Genomic DNA, 17,213 nt, shown 5'->3' with positions numbered 1-17,213 from the left:
GACACATGCTGCTCGGAGATTACCGGTTCCGGCCGCCGACACGGCACGTTCCGGCACACCCGGATCACGGTGGCGGGAGATGAGCCAGTTGAACGAGGCGGACCCCCTCGCGTCGGGTGACCAGTCGACCACGCCCCGCCGGCAGCGGGCCGGGACGGACCGCCCCGACGAGCGGCCCCTCGTCGGGGCTGCCGCTCATCACCAGCCCGGCGGTGGACAACTCCCGCAGCCGCTGCACGACCGGCTCGTACTGGGACCGGCCCGCGCCACCGCAACGGCGGGCCAGCACCAGGTGCAGGCCGACGTCGCGGGCCTGGGGCAGGTGCTCCTCCAGCCCGCGCAACGGGTTCGCCGGACCGCTGGCCACCAGGTCGTAGTCGTCGACCAGAATGAACAACTCGGGGCCGGACCACCAGGAACGGTCCCGCAACTGGGCCGGGGTGACCTCCGGCCCGGGCAGCCGGCCGCGCATGTAGCCGGCGACCGACTCGATCAGCTCGGTGGTGTGCGCCGCCGCCGTGCCGTACCCGATCAGATGGTCGGTCTCGACCGTGCCGAGCAGGCTGCGCCGGTAGTCGACCAGGATCACCCGGGCCTGCTCCGGGGTGAACCGCTCGACGATCGAGGTGGCCAGCGCCCGCAGGAACGACGACTTGCCGCACTCGGCGTCGCCGAAGACCACGAAGTGCGGCTCGGTGGCGAAGTCGAGCAGCACCGGACGCAGGTCCGCCTCGGCGATCCCCACCGGGAACGCCAGCCCGGCACCGGCGGTGGTGTCCAGGTCGGCGTAGGGCAGCACCGGGGGGAGCAGCCGCACCCGGGGGGCGGGCGGCCCCGACCAGGCCCCCGCGACCGCCTTGACCAGATCCGCCGTGTCCCCGCCGGTGAACTGCGGCAGGGCGGTGAGGAGGTGCAGGCTCTGCGCGGTGATCCCCCGCCCCGGCTGCTCCGGCACACCGGCCGCCGCCACCCGCTTCACCACCGAGTCGGACGGGTCACCCAGACGCAGCTCCAACCGGGACCCGAACAGGTCCCGGATGCCGGGCCGGAAATCCAGCCAGCGCACCGCACTCGCCACCACGTGCACCCCGTACGACAGGCCCCGGGTCGCCAGGTCGGTGATCAGGGGTTCCAGGTCGTCGTACTCGCCGCGCAGGGTGGCCCAGCCGTCGACGACGAGGAACACGTCACCGAACGGGTCGACGGGGGGCTGACCGGCGACGGCCAGCTCCCGCCGCCGCCTGCGCCACGCCGCCATCGACTCCACGCCCAGCTCGGTGAAGCGGCGTTCCCGCTCGGCGAGCAGGGTGGCGATCTCCCCGACCGTACGCCGGACCACCGTCGGGTCGGCCCGGCCGGCGACCCCGCCCACGTGCGGCAGTTCGCGCAGCGCGGTCAACCCGCCGCCGCCGAAGTCCAGGCAGTAGACCTGCGCCTCGGCCGGCGTGTGGGTGAGCGCCAGCGCGCAGACCAGCGTCCGCAACGCGTGCGACTTGCCGCTCTGCGGCGCGCCGACCACGGCCACGTGCCCGGCCGCCCCGCCCAGCGCCAACCACAGCACGTCGCGGCGCTGCTCGTACGGCTTGTCGACCACCGCCACCGGCACCTGGAGGCCACCGTGCAGCTCCGGGTTGGCGAAGCCCAGACCCCGGTCGGGGTCGACGCCGGGCGGGCCGAGCAGCTCGTCGAGGGTGGGCGCCCGGTCCAGCGGCGGCAGCCACACCTGGTGCGCCGGCGGCCCCTGCCCGGCCAACCGGCCGACAAGCGTGTCGAGCAGGCTCCCCGCCTCGTCCTCGACGACCGGCGGGGTGACCGGGGCGGCCGGCTCGGGCACCGGCACCAGATGGGTGGAGAAGGTGAGCAGCCGGGCCGCTCCACCGGCCCCGCCCCCGGCCGGGCCGCCGTGGCGCCGCAGTGGACCGGAGACGTACGCGGCCCGGAACCGGACCAGCGGGTCGGTGCCGGCGCGCAGGAAGCCGTGCCCGGGGGAGCGGGGCAGCTCGTGCGCGTCCGGCACGCCGAGCACCGTGCGGGACTCCAGCGCAGAGAAGGTCCGCAACCCGATCCGGTACGACAGGTGGGTGTCGAGCCCGCGCAGCCGCCCCTCCTCCAGCCGCTGGCTGGCCAGCAGCAGGTGCACGCCGAGTGACCGGCCCAGCCGGCCGATCTGCACGAACAGGTCGATGAAGTCGGGCTTGGCGGACAGCAGCTCGGAGAACTCGTCGCAGACCAGCAGCAGCGACGGCAGCGGGGCCAGTGGCGCGCCGGCCGTCCGGGCCCGCTCGTAGTCGCGCAGGCTGGCGAAGTTGCCGGCCCGGCGCAGCAGCTCCTGGCGGCGCATCAGCTCACCGTTGATGGCGTCCACCATCCGGTCGACAAGCGGCAGCGCGTCGACCAGGTTGGTGATCACGGCGGCGGTGTGCGGCAGCCGGTCGAACGAGGCGAAGGTGGCCCCGCCCTTGAAGTCGACCAGGACGAAGTTGAGCTGCTCCGAGCTGTGCGTGGCGGCCAACGCCAGGACCAGGGTGCGCAGCAGCTCCGACTTGCCGGAACCGGTCGCGCCGATCAGCAGCCCGTGCGGGCCCATCCCGTCCTGCGCCGACTCCTTGAGGTCCAGCTCGACCGCGCCGCCGTCCGGGCCGACCCCGATCGGCACCCGCAGCCGGTCCCGGGGCGAGCGGGGCAGCCAGCCCTGGTCGGCGGTGAACCCCTCCGGGTCGCCCAGCCCGAGCAGCTCGGGCAGGCCGGGTTCGGCCCCGGGGACGGCCTCGGTACCCCGGGCGACGGCGGCGAGCCGCAGCGGGGCGAGCCGCCGGGCGACCGCCTCCGCGTCGACCACGTCCAGCCGGTCGGCGGTGCCCACCTCGGCGTGCCCCTCGGCCGACCAGGAGTGCAGCCGTCCGGCGCGGACCTCCAGCAGCAGGGCGAACCGGTCCAGCAGGCGCGGCGCCGGGGTGTCCAGGTCGAGCACGGTCACCGCGTCGATGCCGCCGTCGCCGGTCAGTTCGGTGGCGTCGGTCAGGTCACCGCCGTCGAGGAGCACCACCACGTGCGGGCCGTCGGTGGCCGGTCCGGCCGGGCTGAACCGGGACCGGCTGGCCAGCACGTCGCCGAGGAGCCGTTCCAGGTCGACGGCGGAGCTGGTGACCAGCCGGACGGGGCCCAGCGCGTCGACCCTGCTCGGGTGGTGGGCGTGCGGCAGCCACTTCACCCACTCCCAGTGCCGACGCCGTTCCGGGCCGGCGCAGACGGCGACGAGCAGCTCGTCGGGGGCGTGGAAGACGGCGAGCTGGACGAGCATCGCGCGGGCCAGCGCCTGCGCGTCGGGCGATCCGGTGCCGCTCTCCGCCGTACCCCCGCCCGGCCCGGTCTCGCCACCCGACTGCTGCCCGCCCCGGACGAAGACCCGGGCGAAGCTGCGCAGCGACAGCGCCACCGGCAGGTCCGGCACCACCGAGTACGCGTCGAGGAAGCGCCGCAGCGCCCCCGCCGTCATCGGCTCCAGCTCCTCCAGCGGTCGGGTGACCGGCGGCACCAGCGGGGTGGCCAGCGTCTGCGGACCGACGGCGACCCGCACCACGCCGAAGTCCGGGTCGCCGGGACGGCGTTCCCAGACCCGGTGACTGTCCACCGTCGACCAGAGCCGCTCCGGGTCGGGATGCCGGTAGTACAGCCCGGCCCGCTGCTGCCGGGCGGTCTGCCGGACCCGCCGCCGCAGGGTGGTCAGGTGCCGCAGGTACTCCCGGCGGGCGGCCATCATCTCCGACTTGCGCGGGCTGCCCGAGGCGCTGCCCCAGGAGGTCATCAGCATCGCCACCGAGGAGAGCCCGAACATCCCGCCCACCACGTACGAGTAGGCACCGCCACCGCGACCGAACATCATCGCCATCGCCACCGTGCCGCCCAGCATCGGCAGCACCATCAGCGCCTGCTGCCAGCGCCCGCCGGTGACCACCGGGATCTCCGGCGGACCCGCCACGGGCAGCTCGCCGACCGGGATCTCCGGGGCGGGCCGACGCGGTGGCCGCCTGATGACGACAGTGGACAAATCCACCTCCCTGTGGCGCTCGGTAACCCGAACCTGGCTCATCGTAGGTAAAGTGCGCGTCGTCCGTCAGCCGCCACCGCCTATCGATATGGAGTCCAGTCGATGACCATCGGGCTGGCCAGGGTCACCATCAGCGCGCCGGGGCGACGCGTCGACGTGGCCCTGCCGGAGCAGGTCCCCCTGGCCGAGCTGCTGCCCGAGGTGCTCCGGCACGCCGGGGAGGGGCTGGCCGACGACGGCGAGCGGCACGGCGGCTGGGTGCTGCGGCGTACCGACGGGGCGGTGCTGGTGACCGCGCAGCCGCTGCTGCCGCAGGGGGTACGCGACGGCGAGGTGCTGCACCTGGTGCCCGCCCACGACCAGTGGCCCGAACTGGAGTACGACGACGTGGTCGAGGCCATCGCCGACGGCGCGCGTCGCCGGGGGGCGGCCTGGTCACCGGCGACGACCCGGGCGGCCGTGCTGGCCGGTGCGGGCGTCCCGCTCGCCGTGGGGCTGCTCGCCGTGCTGGCCGCCGGGCCGGGACAGCCCGCCGCCTGGCCCGCCGCGGGCGCGGTGGCGCTGCTGCTCACCCTCGCCGGCACCACCGCCTCCCGGGCGTGGGGTGACGGCCCCACCGGAGCCACCCTCGGTGGCTACGCCCTGCCGTACGCCGCCGCGTCGGGCGCGCTCGCGGTCAGCTCGGGCGACCCGGTGGGAGTGTTGCGGCCACTGCCCTGGCTCGGCGCGCCCGAGCTGCTCGCCGGTGCGGTGGCGCTGCTCCTGGCCGCGGTGCTGGGCCTGCTCGGCGTCGCCACCCGGCTGCGGGTCTTCGTGGCCGGCGCGACGGCCGGCGCGGTGGGCGCGCTCGCCGGTCTGGGCGGGCTGCTGCTCGACCCGGCCGGCACCGCCGCCGTGCTGCTCTGCGTGCTGGTCTTCGTCCTCGGGGCGCTGCCGCTGCTGGCGATCCGGCTGGGCAAGGTGCCGCTGCCACCGATCACCCTGCCCGACGGCCCGACGGGTGGCCCGGACGGCGTACGGGACCTGCCGGACCGGGCCCGGGTGCACGCGGCGGTGGCCCGCAGCGAGGAGATGCTGACCGGGATGCTGCTCGGGCACGCGGTCGCGGTGGTGGCCGCCGCGCTGGTGCTCGCCGCCGACGGTGGGCTCGCCGGGCGGGTGCTGGTGGCCGTCGGCGCGGGTGTGCTGCTGCTGCGGTCCCGGCTGTTCGTGGCCGTCCGGCACCGGGTGCCCCCGGTCACGGCCGGGCTGGCCGGGTTCGCGGTGCTCGGGGCGGTGCTCGCCGGCCGGCCCGGTGTCCCCGGGCTGCTGGCGTTGGCCGGGGGCGGGCTGGTCGTCGCCCTGCTCGCGGTCGCCGCCGGTACGACGTACGCCCGGCGGCCGGTCTCGCCGTACCTCGGTCGGACGGCCGACCTGACCGACACCGCGCTGGTGGTGGCGGTGGTCCCGGTGGCCTGCGCGGTGCTGGACCTCTACGACGCGGCCCGGGGCCTGCTGGGTTGACCGCCGCCGACCGGGACCTGCGGCCGGTCGGGCGACGACGAAGGCCCGGACCGTCAGGTCCGGGCCGCTCGCGGGAAGCCGGTCAGTGCGCGGTGCCGCCCTGCGCCTCGGCGTCCCGGGCCCGCTGGTAGGACGCCAGCACCTCGGCCTCGGCCTCGACCCGGCCGACCCAGGTCGCACCCTCGACCGACTTGCCCGGTTCGAGATCCTTGTAGACCTCGAAGAAGTGCTGGATCTCCAGCCTGTCGAACTCGCCCAGGTGGTGGATGTCGCGCAGGTGCTCCTGACGCGGGTCCTCGTAGGGGACGCAGAGGACCTTGTCGTCGCCGCCCTTCTCGTCGGTCATCCGGAACATGCCGATGGTGCGGCAGCGGATCAGGCAACCAGGGAAGGTCGGCTCGGGGACCAGCACCAACGCGTCCAGCGGGTCGCCGTCCTCGCCGAGGGTGCCCTCGATGAAGCCGTAGTCGGCCGGGTACTGGGTCGACGTGAACAGGGTGCGGTCCAGCCGGATCCGGCCCGTCGCGTGGTCCACCTCGTACTTGTTTCGGTGACCCTTCGGGATCTCAACCGTGACGTCGAAATCCATCTCCCACGCTCCCTCGTCTGCCCACGCTGGCTGAACGGAACCACTGACGTCCCGGTACGGATGAATGGCCACCCGTCGGCTCCGGACGCCGCATAGTCTTCGGACCGAAGTAGTGTCACCCAGGCGAGTTCGGCGGCGGGAGGAGGGGGTCGTGGGGAGGGAAGATTCACACTACCGCCCGGAGGGGGTTGACGGGCGGGGATCGGGCCGGTCCGTGACCGGCGGTGCCACCGGTCGGGTCTCGGTGCCCGACGCGAACGTCCCCCGTCGCCCCGAGTCGACGCCCGAACCGCCGGTCACCGGTGGGTCCGACGGGCACCCGCCACCGCCGACCTGGCGTCCACCGTCGGCGACCGAGGGCCGGCCGGCCGTCGGGTCCGCCCCGGTGTCGCCCCCGTTCCCCCCGTCCGGCGCCGCGCCGGCCGCTCCGGCGTCTGCCGCTCCGGCGCCTGCGGCGTCTACCGCTCCGGCGGCCGGCTCCGCCTCGGTCCCCCCGCACCGGGGCTCGGCCCCGGTCGCCACCCACCCGGTCGTGGCGTCGCCGCCGGCCCGTCCGGAGCCGTCGGCCCGTCCCGGCTCCGCGCCGCCGGACGGTGGCCCGCCGCCGCCCGCCGGTCCACCGCGTCGGCGTCGGCGGTGGGTGCCGGCGCTGCTGGTCGTCGTGCTGCTGGTGGGTCTCGCCGGAGCGGCGGCGGTGCTCCGGCCGGGTCCGGTCGCCGGCTGGCTGGGCGGGGCGGACAGCACCCCGTCGCCCGCCGCGCGGCCGCCCGAGCCCGACCCGTCCCCGGTGCTCGCCGGCCCCGACAGCACCGCACCGGAGCCGACCGCCGCCGGGGTACGCGCCGCGGTGGAGCCGCTGACCACCGCCGCCGCCCTGGGCAGCCGGGTCAACGTGTCGGTGGCCGACGTGGTCACCGGCGAGTCCCTGTACGCCAAGGGCGGCGACGACGCCACCGTGCCGGCCTCGGTCACCAAGCTCGCCACCGGGGTGACCGTGCTGAAGGCGCGGGGCCCCGGGCACCGGATCGCCACCCGGGCGGTGGCCGGGGCGAGCCCGGGCGAGGTGGTGCTGGTCGGCGGCGGCGACCCGACGCTGGCCGTGGACAAGAACGGCTTCTACCCCGGCGCGGCCCGCCTCGACGCGCTCGCCGCCCAGGTCAAGCAGGCCCTCGGCGGCACCGCCCCGACCCGGGTGGTGGTCGACTCCACGCTCTTCCCCGGCCCGGTCCACGGTCCCGGCTGGGACGCGGACATCCCGACCGGCGGATTCGGCGCGTCGATCACCGCACTGATGACCGACGGCGCGCGCCGGGACCCGGTGGGGGCGCGGAAGAACTTCGCCGACAGCCACGGTGCGGCCACCCGGTACGCCGAGCCCGACCTGGCCGCCGGCCGCTCCTTCGCCCGGCTGCTCGGCCTGCCCCAGGGCGGGGTGGTCCGGGGCACCGCCCCGGCGGCCGGTGGCGCGACGGCGGACGGCACGCCCGCGCCCGGCACCGAACTGGGCAAGGTCGAGTCGTTGCCGATGGTCCGGCTGGTCGACATCATGATCACCGACAGCGACAACGTGATCGCCGAGGCCCTGGCCCGCCAGGTCGCCCTGGCCCGCAACCAGCAGGCGTCCTTCGCCGGTGGCGCGGCGGCGATGGACGAGGTGATCGGCGAGCTGGGACTGCCGGCCGACGAGATCAGCCTCGCCGACGGCAGCGGGCTGTCCCGCAGCAACCGGATCAGCCCGTCGCTGCTCACCGACCTGATCGCGGTGGCCGGCAACGGCACCCACCCGGAGTTGACCGCGATCTTCGGCGGTCTCCCGGTGGCCGCCTGGTCGGGCACCCTCGGCACCCGCTACGAGTCGACGGAGACCGCCGCCGGAGCCGGCGTGGTCCGGGCCAAGACCGGCACCCTGACCGGGGTGCACGCCATCGCCGGCCTGGTCACCACCCGCGACGGCCGGCTGCTCACCTTCGCGGTGCTCACCGACCGGGCCCCGGCCGGCGACCCGGAGGTCACCCGGGCGGCACTGGACCGGATCGCCGGCGCGCTGGCCGGCTGCGGCTGCCGCTGAGCGGCGGCACCCGACCTGCCCCGGCGGGCGCGGACCGGCCGGGCCGGTGGGACGCGTCGGCCCGGCCGCCGGTGGCCCGGACGCGGGCAACCGGCCGGGGTGTCGCGGCGCGGGTACGGTGGGTGGCATGGCGCAGTTCGTGGACTGGGATCTGGCCGCCGCCACCGCTGGGGCGCTGAGCAAGTCGGGCCCCCGCGTGTCGTACGCGGAGGCGACCGGGGTGGTCGGCGATCTGCGCCGGCTCACCGACGAGGCGGCCGGGCACGTCGCCGACTACACGGGGCTGCGTCCGCAGGTCAGCCATCCGCCGGTGCGGGTGGTGGACCGGCGCGACTGGGCGGCCACCAACATCGCCGGCCTGCGGGAGGTGATCACGCCCCTGGTCAGCCGGCTCTCCGGCGACAAGCCGCCCGGCGCGCTCACCGAGGCGGTCGGCTCCCGGCTCACCGGGGTGCAGGCCGGCACCGTGCTGGCCTACCTCTCCGGCCGGGTGCTCGGCCAGTACGAGGTCTTCTCGGCCGATCCGGGGCAGCTGCTGCTGGTCGCGCCGAACATCGTCGAGGTGGAACGCAAGCTCGGGGCCGACCCGCGCGACTTCCGGCTCTGGGTGTGCCTGCACGAGGTCACCCACCGCACCCAGTTCACCGCCGTGCCGTGGATGCGGGCGTACTTCCTCGGTGAGGTGCAGGCGTTCGTGGACGCCTCGCAGGGCACCGAGCACCTGGTCGAGCGGCTGCGCCGGGGGGTGTCCACCCTCTCCGACGCGGTCCGCGACCCGGACAGCCGCACCAGCGTGCTGGACATCGTGCAGACCCCGGCGCAGCGGGCCGTGCTGGACCGGCTCACCGCGCTGATGACGCTGCTCGAGGGGCACGCCGAGTTCGTGATGGACGGCGTCGGCCCGCAGGTCATCCCCAGCGTGGAGCGGATCCGGGCGGGCTTCAACCGCCGCCGTGAGACGGGCAACCCGCTGGAGAAGGCGATCCGCCGGCTGCTCGGCGTGGACGTCAAGATGCGCCAGTACGCCGAGGGCCGCAAGTTCGTGCACGGCGTGGTCGAGCAGGTCGGCATGCCCGGCTTCAACAAGATCTTCGGTTCGCCGCTGACCCTGCCTCGGCTCGACGAGCTGGGCGACCCGGCCGCCTGGGTGGCCCGGGTGCACGGACCGGCCGGCGCCACCCCGACCGCCGGCTGACCCGGTGGCCGGCCGGCCCAGCCCCGCCGACCCGGTGACCGGGCCGCCCCCTGCCGCCCCGTCGACCGGTCCCGCCGTGGAGAAACCGGCCGGGCCCGCACCCCGTTCCGCCCACCCGACCGGGGCCGGACCGCAGATCGCCGACCCGGCCGAGGCCGGACCCTGGATCGCCGACCTGCCGGTCGGGCGCCGCACCGCCGAGCCGGCCGCAGTCGGGCGGCGCGGTGCCGGTGTCTCTCCCGGGCCGTCGCCCGCCCCGGCGGTGGCCGCCGTCCGGGTCGCGGTCCGTCGGGCGCTGGCCGGGCTGCCTCCCGCCGGGCCGGTGCTGGTGGCCTGCTCGGGCGGGGCGGACTCGCTGGCTCTCGCCGCCGCCACCGCCTTCGTCGCGTCCCGGCTCGGCCGACTGGCCGGTCTGGTGACGGTCGACCACGGGTTGCAGGACGGGTCGGCCGAGCGGGCCGCCGCCGTCGCCGAGTGGGCCGGGCGGGTCGGTTTCGATCCGGTCGAGGCGGTGCCGGTGACGGTGGCCGGCCGGCCGGGTGGCCCCGAGGCGGCCGCCCGGCAGGCCCGCTACCAGGCGTTGACGGCGGCGGCCCGGCGGCACCGTGCGGTCGCCGTCCTGCTCGGGCACACCCGCGACGACCAGGCCGAGACGGTGCTGCTGGCGCTCGCCCGGGGGGCCGGCCCGCGCGGACTGGCCGGGATGCCCGCCCGACGGGAACTCGCCGGGGTGCCGCTGCTGCGTCCAATGCTCGACGTCACCCGGGCGCAGACCCGCGACGCGTGTGCGGCGCTGGGCCTGACCCCGTGGGAGGACCCGCACAACACCGACCCGTCGTACGCCCGGGCCCGGGTCCGGGCCGACGTGCTGCCGGCACTGGTCGCCGCGCTCGGCGAGGGGGTCCTGGACAACCTGGCCCGGACGGCCCGACTGCTCGCCGCCGACACCGCAGCCCTGGACGACCTGGCCGCCGCCGCCCTCGGCACCCCGCAGCGACCCGACAGTCCCCGGTCCGACGTGCCCCGGTCCGAAGGGCGCCTCCCTGACGGGTCGCGTACCGGCAAGGGCTCGTCCGACGAGTTGTCACCCGACGGGTGCTGGTCGGGCGGACCGCTGTTCGGCGGGCTCCGGGTGCGCGACGGTGGGGGGTTGTCCGTCGTGGCGCTGGCCGGGTTGCCGGGCGCGGTACGCAGCCGGGTGCTGCACGCCTGGGCGCGGGAGTTGGGGGCCCCGCCCGGTGCGCTCTCCCACCGTCACGTCGACGCGTTGGACGCGCTGATCACCGCGTGGCGTGGGCAGGGCGCGACGGCGTTGCCGGGCGGGGTACGCGTTTGTCGCCGGGGTGGTCGGCTGCTGCCCGTCGACTGAGTACGTATCGGCCGGGGCGGTCGGGGGCCGGGGCGGGGTGGGGTAGGTACGGGCAAGCGAAGATCAGATTGCGGTTTCGCGTATCCGGATCGGCGTGTCGTGTTTGTTTCCGCAATCCGATCATGAGGGACCTCGCTCGCTCGTAGAACGACAGCCCGGTGGGGTGGATCGGGCAGAACCGGAGCGACGGTGCCGCGCCGGGCGCGGTGGGGGAGAGGCCCCGCAGGTCCAGGGGTGGGCGGGTTCATGGTGGTGCGGTAGACAGGGCTGATGGCGTACCCCCGCAGTGCCCTGTTCGCCCCGCACGGTGCCGTCTCGACCAGCCATCCGCTCGCGGCGGCGGCGGGCCTGGCCGTGCTGCGGCGCGGCGGCAACGCCGTCGACGCGGCGCTGGCGACCGCGATCACGTTGACCGTGGTGCAGCCGCCGTCCAACGACATCGGTGGTGACCTGTTCGCCATCGTCTGGGACGGGGACCGGCTGCACGGTCTCGCCGCCGCCGGGCGGTCACCGGCCGGGCTGACCCGGGAGGTGGTGCTGGCCGCCACCGGTGGGGCGGCGGCGGAACCGGCGGCGGCGCTGGGTGGCGCGCAGGCGTCCGGCCCGGCGATGCCCGCCCGGGGCTGGCTGCCGGTGACGGTGCCCGGCGCGCCGGCCGGCTGGCGGGACCTGCACGACCGGTTCGGCGTGCTGCCCTTCGCCGACCTCTTCACCGACGCGGTCGGGTACGCCGAACACGGCCACCCGGTCTCCACCGGCACCGCCGCCACCTGGGCCCGGGCGCTGGCGCAGCCGGTGCCGACGGGTGCCGAGTTCACCGAGTTCGACCGGGTCTTCACGGTGGCCGGCCGGGCGCCCCGACCCGGCGAACGCTGGCGCAACCCGGCGGCGGCCCGGACGCTGCGGCTGATCGCCGCCACCGGCGCGGAGGACTTCTACCGGGGCGCGATCGCGGCGGCGCTGGACCGGCACGCCGCCCGTACCGGTGGCTTCCTCACCGCCGCCGACCTGGCCGCCCACACCTCGACCTGGGTCGACCCGGTCAGCGTCCGCTACCGGGGGCACGAGGTGTGGGAGCTGCCGCCGCCGGGGCAGGGGCTGGCGGCGCTGCAGGCGCTGGGCGTCCTGGACGGCCTCGACCCGGCCGCCGACCCGGTGGACCGGGTACACCGGCAGGTGGAGGCGGTCAAGCTCGGCTTCGCCGACGCGCACGCCCACGTGGCCGATCCGGAACGCGTCGACGTGCCGACCGCCGGCCTGCTCGACCCGGGCTACCTGGCGGCGCGGCGGGCGCTGCTCACCGACCGGGCCGCCGACCCGGTGGCCGGCACGCCCGAGCGGGGCGGCACCGTCTATCTCTGCACGGCCGACGCGGGCGGCCTGATGGTCAGCCTGATCCAGTCCACCTACCTGGGGTTCGGTTCCCGGGTGGTGCTGCCCGGACACGGCTTCGCCCTGCAGAACCGGGGCACCGGCTTCCGGCTCGACCCGGGTCACCCCAACCTGGTGGGACCGGCCAAGCGGCCCTTCCACACGATCATCCCGGGTTTCCTGACCCGCGACGGCGCACCGGTCGGCCCGTTCGGGGTGATGGGCGGGCACATGCAGCCGCAGGGGCACCTCCAGCTGGTCGCCGCGACCGTCGACGACGGCCGTGATCCGCAGGCCGCCCTCGACGCCCCCCGCTGGTACTGGCACGCCGGCCGGACCCTGCTGGTCGAGCCGGCGCTGGCGGCGGAGCCCGGCCTGGTCGCGGGGCTGCGCGCCCGGGGCCACGAGGTCACCGTCGCCGACGAGCCGTCCGTCTTCGGGTACGGCCAGGCGCTGTGGCGGGCCCCGGCCGGCGGCTGGGTGGTCGGCGCGGAGCCCCGGGTCGACGGCGCGGCGCTGGGCTACTGATCCTCGGCGCGTCGGCTGGCGACGGGCGGCCGCGGCGGGCTCAGGCGGTGGGGACCCGGTCGCGGAAGGTGGTGCGGTAGCCCTGCGGGGTGGTGCCGACCCGGCGGGCGAAGTGGTGACGCAGGGCGGCGGCGTCGGGGAAACCCGAGCGGCCGGCGACGCTCTCCACGCTCAGCCGGGTCTCCTCCAGCAGCCGGCGCGCCAGCAGCACCCGCTGGTTGGTCAGCCAGTCGTGCGGGGTGGTGCCGGTCTCGGCCCGGAAGCGGCGGGCGAAGGTCCGTGGCGACATGCCGGCGCGGGCCGCCAGCTCGTCCACGGTGGTCGGCCGGTCCAGGTGCCCCACCAGCCAGCTCAGCACCGGTTCGAGGGTGGGCGCGTCGGGGGTGGCCGGGATCGGCGCCTCGACGTACTGGGACTGGCCGCCGTCGCGGTGCGGGGGGACCACCATCCGCCGGGCCAGCCGGGTGGCGGTGACCGAGCCGTGTTCCTGGCGCACCAGGTGCAGGCAGGCGTCGATGCCGGCTGCGGTGCCGGCGCTGGTCAGCACCGGCCCGTCGGCCACGTAGAGGCTGTTGCACCGGACCCGGGCCGAGGGGTGCCGGCGTTGCAGCTCGTCGGCGTACTTCCAGTGGGTGGTGCACTCGCGGCCGTCCAGCAGGCCGGCCGCGCCGAGCACGAACGCCGCCGAGCAGACGCTGAACACGTACGCCCCCCGGTCGGCGGCGCGGCGCAGCGCGGCCAGCACCGCCTCGGGCACCTCACCCCCCTGGGTGTACGCGGGCACGGCGACCAGGTCGGCGTCGTCGACCGGAGCGAGGTCGGCGTGCGGGGTGAGCCCGAACCCGGAGGCGGTACGGACCGGGTCGCCGTCGGCGGTGCAGACGGTGAACCGGTAGCCGGGAAAGTCGTCGTCGGTGCGGTCGGTGCCGAAGACCTCGGTGAGCACGCCCAGCTCGAAGACGGCTACCTGGTCCAACGCGATGACGGCCACCGATCGAATCATGTGACGAGGGTAACCGGGAATGTGGCAGGAAATCGAGGGTACCTGGCATGACTGCCACTGTCCCGGCCCGGACCGGGGGCGGAAACTGGGATGAGTCCGGTGCGCACCGGCGGCGAAAACCACCCAGATCGCGAGAAAGCGAGCGCCGCCATGCAGTTCCTGTTGTTCCTGCTCTTCCTCGCCGCGCTGACCGCCGCCTCGGCGTTCGGCCTCACCGCCGACACCCGCGACTCGGCCGACTGGAAGCCCACCGAGGAGGGCCGCCGCTGGCGGTCCCGTGCCTGCTGAGGTGATTGATTCCGTTGTGCCGGAAAACTCGGGGCGGGACCGCGCCAAAAGGGGCGGCCCCGCCGACGCGGGTCCTCCGGCGTACGGCAGGCTAGGAGCATGGCTGACGGCTCCTGGTACGACGCCGACATCGATCACGTGATCATCTCCGAGGCGCAGATCCGCGAGAAGACGGCGGAGCTGGCCAAGCAGGTCTCGGCGGACTACGCCGGGGTCACCGACGGACTGCTGCTCGTCTGCGTCCTCAAGGGCGCGGTCATGTTCATGGCCGACTTCGCCCGCGCACTGGGCCGGCAGGGCCCGCCCGTCGAGCTGGACTTCATGGCCATCTCCTCCTACGGCCAGGGCACCACCTCCTCCGGCGTGGTGCGCATCCTCAAGGACCTCGACCGGGACATCGCCGGCCGGCACGTCGTGGTGGTCGAGGACATCGTCGACTCCGGTCTGACCCTGTCCTGGCTGCTGCGCTACCTGGAGTCCCGGTCGGCCGCCAGCGTCGAGGTGGTGGCCCTGTTCCGCAAGCCCGACGCGGTGAAGGTCACGGTGCCGGTCAAGTACGTCGGCTTCGACATCCCCACCGAGTTCGTGGTCGGCTACGGCCTCGACTTCGGCGAGCGCTACCGCGAACTGCCCTACGTCGGGGTGCTCAAGCCCGAGGTCTACGCCCGCGCCTGAACTCCGCTCGTATCGGTAGTCATCGAGCAGACGTTCAGCGGGCTCCCAGGCAGTCCGACTACCGTGGGTGCCGGTGGCGTGGGACATCTCCGCGCCCGGCACCCCGACCCGCGTGACCGGGCGGTCGACGGAGCCGGTGCGCACGTTCCCCGTCACGCCGGCTGAAACCCCGGTTCGCCGTACGCGTAACCGCAGGGCCCGCGAGCTGGCTCCCCGCGTGCGACGGGGCGGTGAGTGTGCCCGACTGCGGGGCTCGCGAGCTCGCTCCTCGCGTGCGGGAGGGCTACGAGTGTGCCCGACTGCGGGGCTCGCAAGCTCGCTCCTCGCGTGCAGGAGGGCTACGAATGTGCCCGACTGCGGGGCTCGCAAGCTCGCTCCTCGCGTGCACGGTGTACCGTCGAATGACCGCGGTGCGGCAGTTCGCGCGCCTCGGGGTCGAGGCCGGCCCGCACGGCGGCTCGACGCCGCCCCCGGCGGCGACACCATTCAGACGGTCAGGACGTCGATCAGGAGGATGCGGGCGCCCCGGCGCTCGACAACAGTATGGAACGTACGCGTTTCTTCCGCCGACCGGTGGTCTGGATCATCCTGGTCATCCTCGGCGCCGTTGTGCTCAGTCAGCTGTTCACCGCTGGTCCCAGCTACCACCGGGTGGACACTTCCGTTGCGCTCGACCAACTGCACACCGCCAAGATCAACAAGGTCGTCTTCCAGGACAAGGAGCAGACGCTCCAGCTCAACCTGGCCGAGAAGACCAAGTTCGGTGACACCACGACCGACCGGATCGAGGCCCAGTTCCCCTACCAGGCCGGCGAGCAGGTCTGGAACGAGGTGCTGGAGGCCAAGGCGGCCAACCGGGTCACCGGCCCGGCCGACGCCAAGGTGTCGTCCGACAGCATCTGGGTGAGCCTGCTGGTCAACCTGCTGCCGATCGCGCTGCTCGTGCTCCTGCTGCTGTTCTTCATGTCGCAGATGCAGGGCGGCGGCTCCCGGGTGCTCAACTTCGGCAAGTCCAAGGCGAAGATGATCACCAAGGACACCCCGAAGACGACCTTCGCTGACGTCGCCGGGGCCGAGGAGGCGGTCGAGGAACTCCACGAGATCAAGGACTTCCTCCAGAACCCGGCGAAGTACCAGGCCCTGGGTGCCAAGATCCCGAAGGGCGTGCTGCTCTTCGGTCCACCCGGTACCGGTAAGACGCTGCTGGCCCGCGCCGTAGCCGGCGAGGCCGGGGTGCCGTTCTACTCGATCTCCGGCTCCGACTTCGTCGAGATGTTCGTCGGTGTCGGCGCGAGCCGGGTCCGGGACCTCTTCGAGCAGGCCAAGGCGAACGCCCCGGCGATCGTCTTCGTCGACGAGATCGACGCCGTCGGCCGGCACCGTGGCGCCGGCATGGGCGGCGGCCACGACGAGCGGGAGCAGACCCTCAACCAGCTGCTCGTCGAGATGGACGGCTTCGACACCAAGGGCGGGGTCATCCTGATCGCCGCCACCAACCGGCCGGACATCCTCGACCCGGCGCTGCTGCGGCCGGGCCGGTTCGACAGGCAGATCCCGGTCGACGCCCCCGACATGGAGGGCCGCAAGGCGATCCTGCGGGTGCACGCCAAGGGCAAGCCGTTCACGCCCGACGTCGACCTCGACGCGGTCGCCCGGCGTACCCCCGGTTTCTCCGGTGCCGACCTGGCCAACGTGATCAACGAGTCGGCGCTGCTGACCGCCCGCAAGGAACAGCGGGCGATCACCAACGACTCGCTGGAGGAGTCGATCGACCGGGTGATCGCCGGGCCGCAGCGCCGGACCCGGGTGATGAGCGACCAGGAGAAGAAGATCACCGCGTACCACGAGGGTGGGCACGCGCTGGTCGCCTGGGCGCTGCCGCACGCCGCGCCGGTGCACAAGGTGACCATCCTGTCCCGGGGACGCTCGCTGGGGCACACCCTGGTCCTGCCGACCGAGGACAAGTACACCCAGACGCGGGCCGAGATGATCGACACCCTGGCGTACGCCCTGGGCGGCCGGGCCGCCGAGGAACTCGTCTTCCACGAGCCCACCACCGGGGCCGGCAACGACATCGAGAAGGCCACCCAGTTGGCCCGCGCGATGATCACGCAGTACGGCATGAGCTCGAAGCTCGGCGCGATCAAGTACGGCACCAGCGGGGACGAGCCGTTCCTCGGCCGCAACATGGGCCACGAGCGGGACTACTCCGACTCGGTCGCCGCCGAGATCGACGGCGAGATGCGGGCCCTGATCGAACTGGCCCACGACGAGGCCTGGGAGATCCTGGTGGAATACCGGGACGTCCTGGACAACATGGTCCTGGAGCTGATGGAGAAGGAGACGCTCTCCACCGCCGACATGGCCCGGATCTGCTCCCGGGTGGTCAAGCGCCCGCCGATGGCCCCGTACAACGGCTTCGGCAAGCGCCTGCCCTCCACCGAGCCGCCGGTGCTCACCCCGGCCGAGAAGGAGAAGCTCAAGGCGCAGGCCACGGCCGACGGCATCTCCGTCGGCGGGGCCACGAACAACTCGGACGGTCTGCACTGAACACCGACGCCGCGGCCAGCCCTGAC

Annotated in this window: 11 protein-coding genes; 8 read left to right on the top strand and 3 right to left on the bottom strand. The window is 74.7% G+C overall.

What is annotated here, in order from left to right:
• Positions 1-64: 64 nt before the first annotated feature.
• Positions 65-4,048, bottom strand: coding sequence for a type VII secretion protein EccCa (eccCa, locus tag ACN261_RS06975; protein WP_425849022.1), 3,984 nt, complete (start codon positions 4,046-4,048; stop codon positions 65-67).
• Positions 4,049-4,150: 102 nt separating this feature from the next.
• On the opposite strand from eccCa, the gene eccD reads away from it, so the two are divergent.
• A complete protein-coding gene (eccD, locus tag ACN261_RS06970) occupies positions 4,151-5,551 on the top strand; it encodes a type VII secretion integral membrane protein EccD (RefSeq protein ID WP_421484480.1) in 1,401 nt (466 codons plus the stop codon).
• Positions 5,552-5,633: 82 nt separating this feature from the next.
• Here the strand turns inward: eccD and ACN261_RS06965 are convergent, their stop codons facing one another.
• Positions 5,634-6,140, bottom strand: coding sequence for an inorganic diphosphatase (locus ACN261_RS06965; protein WP_204927072.1), 507 nt, complete (start codon positions 6,138-6,140; stop codon positions 5,634-5,636).
• 640 nt (positions 6,141-6,780) lie between these two features.
• Here ACN261_RS06965 and dacB point away from each other — a divergent pair.
• The 4 genes from dacB (at position 6,781) to ACN261_RS06945 (ending at position 12,671) form a co-directional block, all read left to right on the top strand.
• Positions 6,781-8,208 (top strand): D-alanyl-D-alanine carboxypeptidase/D-alanyl-D-alanine endopeptidase, encoded by a 1,428-nt coding sequence (gene dacB / locus ACN261_RS06960; RefSeq protein WP_421486942.1) that lies wholly within the window; start codon positions 6,781-6,783, stop codon positions 8,206-8,208.
• A 127-nt stretch (positions 8,209-8,335) separates the two neighbouring features.
• Positions 8,336-9,403: a zinc-dependent metalloprotease gene (locus ACN261_RS06955; RefSeq protein WP_204927074.1), complete on the top strand. Its 1,068-nt coding sequence runs from the start codon at positions 8,336-8,338 to the stop codon at positions 9,401-9,403.
• Between the two features lie 262 nt (positions 9,404-9,665).
• Positions 9,666-10,772 (top strand): tRNA lysidine(34) synthetase TilS, encoded by a 1,107-nt coding sequence (gene tilS / locus ACN261_RS06950; protein ID WP_425853568.1) that lies wholly within the window; start codon positions 9,666-9,668, stop codon positions 10,770-10,772.
• A 270-nt stretch (positions 10,773-11,042) separates the two neighbouring features.
• Positions 11,043-12,671 carry a gamma-glutamyltransferase family protein gene (locus tag ACN261_RS06945; RefSeq protein WP_425849019.1) on the top strand — a complete coding sequence of 543 codons (1,629 nt, stop codon included), beginning with the start codon at positions 11,043-11,045 and terminating at the stop codon, positions 12,669-12,671.
• Positions 12,672-12,711: 40 nt separating this feature from the next.
• Here the strand turns inward: ACN261_RS06945 and ACN261_RS06940 are convergent, their stop codons facing one another.
• A complete protein-coding gene (locus ACN261_RS06940; RefSeq protein ID WP_204927076.1) occupies positions 12,712-13,674 on the bottom strand; it encodes a GlxA family transcriptional regulator in 963 nt (320 codons plus the stop codon).
• Between the two features lie 150 nt (positions 13,675-13,824).
• On the opposite strand from ACN261_RS06940, the gene ACN261_RS06935 reads away from it, so the two are divergent.
• The 3 genes from ACN261_RS06935 (at position 13,825) to ftsH (ending at position 17,187) form a co-directional block, all read left to right on the top strand.
• Positions 13,825-13,962, top strand: coding sequence for a hypothetical protein (locus ACN261_RS06935; RefSeq protein ID WP_204927077.1), 138 nt, complete (start codon positions 13,825-13,827; stop codon positions 13,960-13,962).
• A 99-nt stretch (positions 13,963-14,061) separates the two neighbouring features.
• On the top strand, positions 14,062-14,637 hold the full coding sequence (gene hpt / locus ACN261_RS06930; RefSeq protein ID WP_067302270.1) for a hypoxanthine phosphoribosyltransferase: 576 nt from the start codon (positions 14,062-14,064) through the stop codon (positions 14,635-14,637).
• A gap of 543 nt (positions 14,638-15,180) precedes the next feature.
• Positions 15,181-17,187, top strand: coding sequence for an ATP-dependent zinc metalloprotease FtsH (gene ftsH, locus ACN261_RS06925; RefSeq protein WP_145922108.1), 2,007 nt, complete (start codon positions 15,181-15,183; stop codon positions 17,185-17,187).
• Positions 17,188-17,213: the final 26 nt, after the last annotated feature.

This window comes from Micromonospora sp. WMMD723 (assembly GCF_049863385.1).
GTDB classification, from domain to species: domain Bacteria; phylum Actinomycetota; class Actinomycetes; order Mycobacteriales; family Micromonosporaceae; genus Micromonospora; species Micromonospora wenchangensis.
This window is presented reverse-complemented; position numbering and strand designations above follow the sequence as displayed.